This is a genomic window from Streptomyces sp. NTH33 (assembly GCF_003236365.1).
Lineage (GTDB): Bacteria > Actinomycetota > Actinomycetes > Streptomycetales > Streptomycetaceae > Streptomyces.
The window spans coordinates 1-5,259 of record NZ_POTZ01000472.1; the positions used below are offsets into that span (position 1 = coordinate 1).

Below are 5,259 nucleotides of genomic sequence, written 5' to 3' on the forward strand. Positions count from 1 at the left end.
GCTATCCGTCGGCTCCGCCCCCGCAGGGTTCGCAGCCACAGGGCCCGCACCCGTCGGCGCCTCCGGTTCCACCGCCCGCGCCGGACGCCACGGGCCACGTCCGGCTGCCGCCGGGCGGCCCGGTCGGCATGCCCGGCGTGCCGGCCGCCCGGACCGCGCCCGACCCGACGACCACCACGCTGGCGGTGCTGCTGATCGGACCGGCGGGCGCGGGCAAGACGAGCGTCGCCAAGTACTGGGCCGACCACCGCCGCGTGCCCACCGCCCACATCAGCCTCGACGACGTGCGCGAATGGGTCCGCTCCGGCTTCGCCGACCCGCAGTCGGGATGGAACGACAACTCCGAGGCGCAGTATCGTCTCGCCCGCCGCACCTGCGGTTTCGCCGCGCGCAACTTCCTCGCCAACGGCATCTCGTGCATCCTCGACGACGCCGTCTTCCCCGACCGCCCGGTGGTCGGCCTCGGCGGCTGGAAACGCCACGTCGGTCCCGGCCTGCTCCCGATCGTCCTCCTGCCCGGCCTGGACGTCGTCCTGGAACGCAACGCCGAGCGCACCGGCAACCGCCGCCTCACCGACGAGGAAGTCGCCCGCATCCACGGCCGCATGGCCGGCTGGTACGGCTCCGGCCTCCCCATCATCGACAACTCCACCCTCGACATCCCCTCCACGGCCCACCTCCTGGACGAGATCCTGGCCCGAGCCCTCACAAGCCCCCCGAAGTGGTAGGGACGTAACCGCGGGCAGTCGTGCCGCCCCCACTCGGCCCCTTTCGAACGGCGATATTGAGCCACGGCTCTTACGCTCGGTTCATGCCAGAGGTGTACGCGGCCCGCCGAACCCGGCTGAGGGAACGCTGCCACGCGGGCGGCAGCGCGGCGGCGCTGGTGACTCGTCCCGCCAATGTGCGGTACCTCGCGGGCGCGTCCCCGCGCGGTGCCGTCCTGCTCCTCGCCCAGCACGAGGACCTTCTGCTGTGCCAGAGTCCCCCGGACGACCGGCCCTACGAGGGCCGCCCCGACGAGGCCCTGCGCGTGCAGGTCCTGTCCCAGCCCCCCGGTGGCGACCCGGCCGTCGCCGCCGCCGACCTCGCCCGGTCCCAGGGCGCCGACTCGCTCGCCGTCGAGGAACACCACCTCACCGTCGCCCGCCACCGCGCCCTCGCCTCGGTGGCGCCCCGGCTGCGGCTGGCGGACCTCGGCAGCGCGGTCGAGCAGCTCAGGGTCGTCAAGGACGAGGAGGAGATCTCCCATCTGAGGATCGGCGCCGAGATCGCCGACCAGGCCCTCGGCGAGCTGCTGGAGTCCATCCTCGTCGGCCGCACCGAGCGCCATCTCGCCCTGGAGCTGGAGCGGCGGCTCGTCGACCACGGCGCCGACGGCCCCGCCTTCCCGACCTCCGTGGCCACCGGCCCGAACGCCGGCCGCCGCGGCCACCGGCCCACCGACCGGCGGGTGGAGGAGGGCGACTTCCTCTCGGTGTGCCTGGGCGCCGCCTACCGCGGCTACCGCTGCGAGATCGGCCGCACCTTCGTGATCGGCACGTCCCCGGCGGACTGGCAGATCCAGCTGTACGACCTGGTCTTCGCCGCCCAGCGCGCCGGACGGGAGGCCCTGACCCCCGGCGCCGCCTGCCGCGATGTGGACCGCGCCGCACGCCAGGTCCTGGATTCCGCCGGGTTCGCCGAACGCCTGCAGCCCCTCACCGGGCACGGGGTCGGACTCGAAATCGACGAGGACCCGCAGTTGGCTCCCTCGGCCATGGGTAAACTGGACGCTTGCGTGCCGGTCACCGTCGAACCGGGAGTCCACCTCCCGGGACGGGGCGGCGTCCGGATCGATGACACGCTCGTCGTACGCCCCGAGGCGGACGGCGGACCCGAGCTACTCACCATCACGACCAAGGAGCTCCTCGCGCTCTAGCCTCGCGCTGGGCGCCCTGCCCCGGGTCGTACGTCAGTCCAGGAGATTCCGCAACCGTGGCTTCCACGAACGACCTCAAGAACGGCATGGTGCTCAAGCTCGAAGGCGGCCAGCTGTGGTCCGTCGTCGAGTTCCAGCACGTCAAGCCCGGCAAGGGCCCGGCCTTCGTGCGCACCAAGCTCAAGAACGTGCGCTCCGGCAAGACCGTCGACAAGACCTTCAACGCCGGCGTCAAGGTCGAGACGGCCACCGTCGACAAGCGTGACATGCAGTTCTCCTACATGGACGGCGACTACTTCGTCTTCATGGACATGGAGACCTACGACCAGCTGCACATCGACCGCAAGGCCGTCGGCGACGCCGCCAACTTCCTGGTCGAGGGGTTCGAGGCCACCGTCGCCCAGCACGAGGGCGAGGTGCTCTACGTCGAGCTCCCCGCCGCCGTCGAGCTGACCATCGCCGAGACCGAGCCGGGCGTCCAGGGCGACCGCTCCACCGGCGGCACCAAGCCCGCCACCCTGGAGACCGGCCACCAGATCCAGGTGCCGCTCTTCCTCACCACCGGTGAGAAGATCAAGGTCGACACCCGCACCAGCGACTACCTCGGCCGGGTGAGCGGCTAACCGTGGCTGCCCGCAACACGGCCCGCAAGCGTGCCTTCCAGATCCTCTTCGAGGCCGACCAGCGCGGCGCCGGGGTCCTGACGGTCCTCGCGGACTGGCTCCGTCTCTCCCGGACCGACCCCCGGCAGCCGCCGGTCAGCGAGTACACGATGCGGCTGGTCGAGGGCTACGCCGAGCACGCCACCCGCATCGACGAGCTGCTCGCTCAGTACGCGGTCGGCTGGACGCTCGACCGCATGCCGGTCGTCGACCGGAACATCCTGCGGCTCGGCGCGTACGAGCTGATCTGGGTCGACGAGACCCCGGACGCCGTCGTGCTGGACGAGATGGTGCAGCTGGCGAAGGAGTTCTCCACGGAGGAGTCGCCCTCGTTCGTCAACGGCCTGCTGGGCCGGCTGAAGGACCTCAAGCCCTCGCTGCGCCGGGACCAGGCCTGAGAACAGCGAACATGCCGGAGGGCCCGCAGCGGACGCGCTGCGGGCCCTCCGGCATGTTCCGTGCGTCCTGGGTGGGCCTGGGCCTCCAAGGCCCGCAGAACGCCGTCGGGGTGGCCGGAACCGTGTTGTTCCGGCCACCCCGACGGTACGTTTCTGCGCAAACCGTGCGGACGGTCCGCTCAGGCGGTCAGCTCTCCTCGTGGGACGCCACCGCGCGGCGCGCGTCCGCGTCCAGCACGCCCCAGCTGATCAGCTGCTCGGTGAGGACCGAGGGCGACTGGTCGTAGATGACGGCGAGAGTGCGCAGGTCGTCTTGGCGGATCGAGAGCACCTTGCCGTTGTAGTCGCCGCGCTGCGACTGGATCGTCGCCGCGTACCGCTGCAGCGGGCCCGCCTTCTCGGCCGGCACCGTGGCCAGCCGCTCCAGGTCCAGGACCAGCTTCGGCGGGGGCTCGGCGGCGCCGCCCGGGGTGGTGCCCGGCAGCAGCTCCTGCACCGGGACCCCGTAGAAGTCCGCCAGCTCGGCGAGGCGCTGCACGGTCACGGCACGGTCGCCGCGCTCGTACGAACCGACCACGACCGCCTTCCAGCGTCCCTGGCTCTTCTCCTCGACACCGTGGAGGGAAAGGCCCTGCTGGGTGCGGATCGCCCGGAGCTTGGCCCCGAGCTGTTTGGCGTATTCGCTGGACATATGGCTCCCCGGACACTGTGTCGACGCGACTGGCTTGGTTTCCCGCCGCGCGGCTGGTAACTCACTGTGAGGTTACGCAGCGTGACTCTTGCGCGTCAAGCCGAATGGTCCACACCGCCGCTTCCGTGGTAACGACAGCGGGCTGCGCCAAGGGGGTGATCAGGGAAGTCTCCGGCATCTGCTACCGTGTACGGCGCAAATCCGACGTCCTTTAAAGTCCGTCCCGTGAGGCGGAGAAGGAGGTCCGTTTCATATGGACACGCACGCGAACGCGCATGCTTCCGATGCGCGGCCCGTTCTCGAAGGCCCCGACATCGCGCGGGTGCTGACCCGCATCGCCCATGAGATCGTCGAGCGCGCCAAGGGCGCCGACGACGTAGTGCTCCTCGGCATTCCCACCCGGGGCGTCTTCCTCGCCCAGCGGCTCGCCGCCAAGCTCGAGCAGATCACCGAGCGCAAGGTCCCCTGCGGCTCGCTCGACATCACCATGTACCGCGACGACCTGCGCCTGCAGCCCCCGCGCGCGCTGGCCCGCACCGAGATCCCCGGGGACGGCGTCGACGGCCGCCTGGTCGTCCTCGTCGACGACGTGCTCTTCTCCGGCCGCACCATCCGCGCCGCCCTCGACGCCCTGAACGACATCGGCCGCCCGCGCGCGGTGCAGCTCGCCGTCCTGGTCGACCGCGGCCACCGCGAACTGCCCATCCGCGCCGACTACGTCGGCAAGAACCTCCCCACGTCGCTGCGGGAGACGGTCAAGGTCCTGGTCGCCGAGGAGGACGGTCGCGACACCGTGCTGCTCGGCACCAAGCCGGCCGCCGCGGGCGAGCGGCAGCCGTAGCCACGCGCGCGTACGCGACGCCGTACGCGTCGCGCGTGTGCCTCCTGAGGCGCGCCCGCCTGCCCGGCCGCGCCTTCCGGGGCTGTGACACAAGCGGCTGCCGCCGCGTGCCCCGGACCCCCGCTTCCTGAATGAACTGCCTTACGGAGCCTGACAGATGCAGCGTCATCTCATCTCGGCCGCCGACCTCTCCCGCGACGACGCCGTCCTGATCCTCGACACCGCCGAGGAGATGGCCCGGGTCGCCGACCGGCCGATCAAGAAGCTGCCGACCCTGCGCGGCCGCACCGTCGTCAACCTCTTCTTCGAGGACTCCACCCGCACCCGGATCTCCTTCGAGGCCGCCGAGAAGCGGCTGTCCGCGGACGTCATCAACTTCACCGCCAAGGGTTCGTCGGTGTCCAAGGGCGAGTCCCTGAAGGACACCGCCCAGACTCTGGAGGCGATGGGCGTCGACGCCGTCGTCATCCGGCACGGCGCCTCCGGAGCCCCTTACCGGCTGGCCAACTCCGGCTGGATCGACGCCGCCGTCATCAACGCCGGCGACGGAACCCACCAGCACCCCACCCAGGCCCTGCTCGACGCCTTCACCATGCGCCGCCGGCTGGTCGGCCGGGACGCGGGCCTCGGCCAGGACCTGTCCGGCAGGCGCGTCACCGTCGTCGGCGACGTGCTGCACAGCCGGGTCGCCCGCTCCAACGTCGACCTGCTGCACACCCTCGGCGCCGAGGTCACCCTCGTCGCCC

General features: G+C 71.5%; 7 protein-coding genes. 6 read left to right on the top strand and 1 reads right to left on the bottom strand.

From position 1 onward, the window contains the following. From C1I97_RS30745 to nusB, 4 genes are all read left to right on the top strand, one after another. On the top strand, window positions 1–728 hold a 728-nt coding region (locus tag C1I97_RS30745; RefSeq protein ID WP_258382814.1), incomplete at its 5' end, for an ATP-binding protein. An 83-nt stretch (window positions 729–811) separates the two neighbouring features. Then, complete coding sequence (locus tag C1I97_RS30750; RefSeq protein WP_111006359.1) at window positions 812–1,921, top strand: aminopeptidase P family protein; 1,110 nt, start codon at window positions 812–814, stop codon at window positions 1,919–1,921. Between the two features lie 56 nt (window positions 1,922–1,977). Continuing rightward, window positions 1,978–2,544, top strand: a complete 567-nt coding sequence (gene efp / locus C1I97_RS30755; RefSeq protein WP_111006360.1) for an elongation factor P — start codon at window positions 1,978–1,980, stop codon at window positions 2,542–2,544. A 2-nt stretch (window positions 2,545–2,546) separates the two neighbouring features. After that, complete coding sequence (nusB, locus tag C1I97_RS30760; protein WP_111006361.1) at window positions 2,547–2,981, top strand: transcription antitermination factor NusB; 435 nt, start codon at window positions 2,547–2,549, stop codon at window positions 2,979–2,981. Between the two features lie 187 nt (window positions 2,982–3,168). Here nusB and bldD read toward each other — a convergent pair whose 3' ends face one another. Then, entirely contained in the window at window positions 3,169–3,672 is a 504-nt protein-coding gene (bldD, locus tag C1I97_RS30765; protein WP_004990661.1) for a transcriptional regulator BldD, read from the bottom strand. A gap of 253 nt (window positions 3,673–3,925) precedes the next feature. On the opposite strand from bldD, the gene pyrR reads away from it, so the two are divergent. Together pyrR and C1I97_RS30775 are read left to right on the top strand one after the other, a co-directional pair. Next, a complete protein-coding gene (gene pyrR, locus C1I97_RS30770; RefSeq protein WP_111006362.1) occupies window positions 3,926–4,513 on the top strand; it encodes a bifunctional pyr operon transcriptional regulator/uracil phosphoribosyltransferase PyrR in 588 nt (195 codons plus the stop codon). A gap of 157 nt (window positions 4,514–4,670) precedes the next feature. Beyond that, window positions 4,671–5,259, top strand: a 589-nt coding sequence (locus C1I97_RS30775) for an aspartate/ornithine carbamoyltransferase family protein (RefSeq protein WP_369008375.1), incomplete at its 3' end; no start/stop codon positions are given.

What these genes read in the sequence shown, in the direction of transcription:
- C1I97_RS30750 (WP_111006359.1), top strand. Translation starts at nt 812, where the DNA reads ATGCCAGAGGTGTACGCGGCCCGCCGAACCCGGCTGAGGGAACGCTGC.
- bldD (WP_004990661.1), bottom strand. Translation starts at nt 3,672, where the DNA reads ATGTCCAGCGAATACGCCAAACAGCTCGGGGCCAAGCTCCGGGCGATC.
- pyrR (WP_111006362.1), top strand. Translation starts at nt 3,926, where the DNA reads ATGGACACGCACGCGAACGCGCATGCTTCCGATGCGCGGCCCGTTCTC.